We start from the raw sequence: 2,893 nt of genomic DNA, 5'->3' as shown, positions 1-2,893 counted from the left end.
GAGAAGTTGCGCCCGGACGGAGAAGTTGCTCCGTCACGATGCAAGTTCTCCGTCCGCGGCGACGGTGGCGGCGGGTGCCGCGGCCGCCAAGGACCGGGCGGCGGACGCCGCGGACCGAGCGCCCGACGCATATGCCGTCCTCAAGGGCGAGGCGGTCGCCAAGCCCAAGCACCGGGGCCGCAAGGCCCTCGTCGTCCTCGGTCTCGTGGCGCTCGGCGCGGCGGTCTTCTCCCTCGTCCGCCGGAACCAGGCCAAGAACGACCCGTGGGCCACCCCGGCCTACACGCCCCCGTCGTCCGGCCGCTCCTCGTCCCTCGGCGACAAGGTCACCGACATCTCGACGGCGGCCAAGGACAAGGCCGCGGCCGCCGGCGAGGCGGTCGCGGAGGCCGCCTCCACCGCCAAGGACGCCGCGACCGACGCGGCCGGGGACGCCAAGGACGCCGTGAGCGACGCGAAGGACGCGGGCTCCGATGCGGCGCAGGATGCCAAGGACGCGGTGGCCGACGCAGCCGACGACGCCAAGGATGCCGCGAGCGACGCGGCCGCGGATGCCAAGGATGCCGCGAGCGACGCGGCCGACGAGGCGAAGGACAAGGCCGAGGACGTCGCCGAGTCCTGACCGGACCCGTCGTCCCGTTCACGTCGACCTCATCGAGCTCCACCTCCAGGGCTAGCAGGCGCACTGGAACATCGTCGGGAAGAACTTCCGCGACCTCCACCTGCAGCTCGACGAGGTCGTCGACGCCGCGCGGGAGTTCTCCAACGAGATCGCCGAGCGCCTCGAGCAGCTCGCCTGGATGATGAGCGCCGAGAACCGCTCGCCGAACACCAGCGCACCGCAGCCGATCCGGGAGTGAGCCTCGCCCCGGGCGGGGCCTAGCATCACCGGGGTGAACACCACGCCCCGCGACGAGACCCCGCTCGACCCGCCGGCACCCCTTCGCGACGTCGACCGCCGGTCCTCACGGGACCGGGCCTGGGCCGCGGAGGCGGTGCGGCGGGTCGAGGCGGACGCCAACCGCTCCGCCGACACCCATCTCGTGCGGCTCCCGACCCCTGGGACACCGGGCGTCGCGGTGTACCTCAAGGACGAGTCGACCCACCCGACCGGATCTCTGAAGCACCGGCTCGCGCGGTCGCTCTTCCTCTACGCGATCTGCAACGGCTGGATCCACGGGAGCAGCACCGTCGTCGAGGCGTCGTCGGGCTCGACCGCCGTGTCCGAGGCCTACTTCGCCCGGCTCCTCGGGCTGCCCTTCGTCGCCGTCATGCCGCGCACGACCTCACCGGAGAAGATCGCCCTCATCGAACGCGAAGGCGGGAGCTGCCACCTCGTCGACGAGCCGTCCGAGGTGTATGCCGAGGCCGCCCGCCTCGCGGAGTCGACGGGTGGCCACTACCTCGACCAGTTCACCTACGCCGAGCGGGCGACGGACTGGCGCGGCAACAACAACATCGCCGAGTCGATCTTCGCCCAGCTGCGGCTCGAGACCTTCCCCGTGCCGACGTGGGTCGTCGTCGGCGCCGGGACCGGGGGCACGAGCGCGACGATCGGCCGGTACCTGCGGTATCGACAGCTGCCGACGTGGCTCGCGGTCGCCGACCCCGAGAACTCCGCGTTCCTGCCGAGCTTCGAGACCGACGACCCCGATGTCACGACGTCCTGCGGATCCCGCATCGAGGGGATCGGCCGGCAGCGGGTCGAGCCGTCCTTCCAGCCCGGCGTCGTCGACCGGATGATCCGGGTCGCGGACGCCGACGCCGTCGCGATGATGCGCTCGGTCGAGCCCGTCCTCGGCCGGCGCGTCGGCCCGTCGACGGGGGTGAACCTGTGCGCCGCCCTCCATCTCGCGCGGGAGATGGAGGGCGCCGGGGAGTCCGGCAGCATCGTCACCCTCCTGTGCGACGGGGGCGGCCGGTATGCGGGGACCTACTACGACGACGCCTGGCTCGCCGAGCGGGGGATCGTCTCGGGCTGACCGCCGCGTCACCCGCGCGGAATGAGGCCGTCGACGGCCGATGGCGACTACCGTGTTGCGCGCAACCACCCGTCACCGACGACATCGATCAGCAGCATGTCGTCGCCGTGACGGGTATGTCATGTATCAAGGGGGTATCAGCAATGAACGAATCACCTCTCAGTGCCCGGTTGGGTGCGGAGTTCCTCGGGACCTTCTGGCTGGTCCTGGGCGGGTGTGGCAGTGCGGTGTTGGCGGCGAAGGTCATCGACTCCACGGACAAGGTGCAGCTGGGGATCGGGTTCCTGGGGGTCGCTTTCGCGTTCGGTCTGACGGTGTTGACCGGGGTGTTCGCCTCCGGGCATGTCTCCGGTGGCCACTTCAACCCGGCGGTCACCTTCGGGCTGGCCGTGTCCGGCCGGTTCGCCTGGAAGGACGTCGTGCCGTACTGGGTGATCCAGGTGGTGGCGGCCTCGGTCGCCGGGCTGGTGCTGTTCGTCATCGCCTCCGGCAAGGACGGCTTCTCCGCCTCGGCGTCCGGGTTCGCGACCAACGGGTACGGCGACCGGTCGCCCAACGGGTACGGCCTGGCGGCCTGCCTGGTCTGCGAGGTCGTGATGACGGCGGTGTTCCTGTACGTCATCCTCGGCTCCACCGACGACCGCGGCCCCAAGAGCTTCGCCCCGATCGCCATCGGGTTCACCCTGACGATCATCCACCTGGTCTCCATCCCGGTGACCAACACCTCGGTCAACCCGGCCCGTTCCCTGGGGGTCGCCTGGTTCGCCGGGGGCGCGGCCCTGGGCCAGGTGTGGCTGTTCATCCTCGCCCCGCTCATCGGCGCGGCCATCGCCGGCGCCTCCTACGCCGCGATCACCGGCGCCCGCCGCGACCCCGTCGACGTCGGCGTCGCCAACAACCCCGCCTGACCC

General features: G+C 71.4%; 3 protein-coding genes and 1 pseudogene. All 4 read left to right on the top strand.

Features of this window, described 5'->3' with window-relative positions; all coding sequences use genetic code 11:
- Nucleotides 1–622: hypothetical protein (locus BN12_RS21210; RefSeq protein ID WP_235432489.1), on the top strand; the 622-nt coding region annotated here is incomplete at its 5' end.
- Between the two features lie 31 nt (nucleotides 623–653).
- A pseudogene (locus BN12_RS26750) lies at nucleotides 654–794 on the top strand (ferritin-like domain-containing protein); the annotation flags it as partial.
- A 201-nt stretch (nucleotides 795–995) separates the two neighbouring features.
- Nucleotides 996–1,982, top strand: a complete 987-nt coding sequence (locus BN12_RS21200; RefSeq protein ID WP_053080227.1) for a PLP-dependent cysteine synthase family protein — start codon at nucleotides 996–998, stop codon at nucleotides 1,980–1,982.
- A gap of 143 nt (nucleotides 1,983–2,125) precedes the next feature.
- On the top strand, nucleotides 2,126–2,890 hold the full coding sequence (gene aqpZ / locus BN12_RS21195; RefSeq protein ID WP_048555556.1) for an aquaporin Z: 765 nt from the start codon (nucleotides 2,126–2,128) through the stop codon (nucleotides 2,888–2,890).
- Nucleotides 2,891–2,893: the final 3 nt, after the last annotated feature.

This window comes from Nostocoides japonicum T1-X7, from assembly GCF_001046855.1.
In the GTDB taxonomy this organism is placed as follows: domain Bacteria; phylum Actinomycetota; class Actinomycetes; order Actinomycetales; family Dermatophilaceae; genus Nostocoides; species Nostocoides japonicum.
This window is presented reverse-complemented; position numbering and strand designations above follow the sequence as displayed.

Coding starts and splice junctions, on each gene's coding strand:
- aqpZ (WP_048555556.1), top strand. CDS start 2,126: ATGAACGAATCACCTCTCAGTGCCCGGTTGGGTGCGGAGTTCCTCGGG.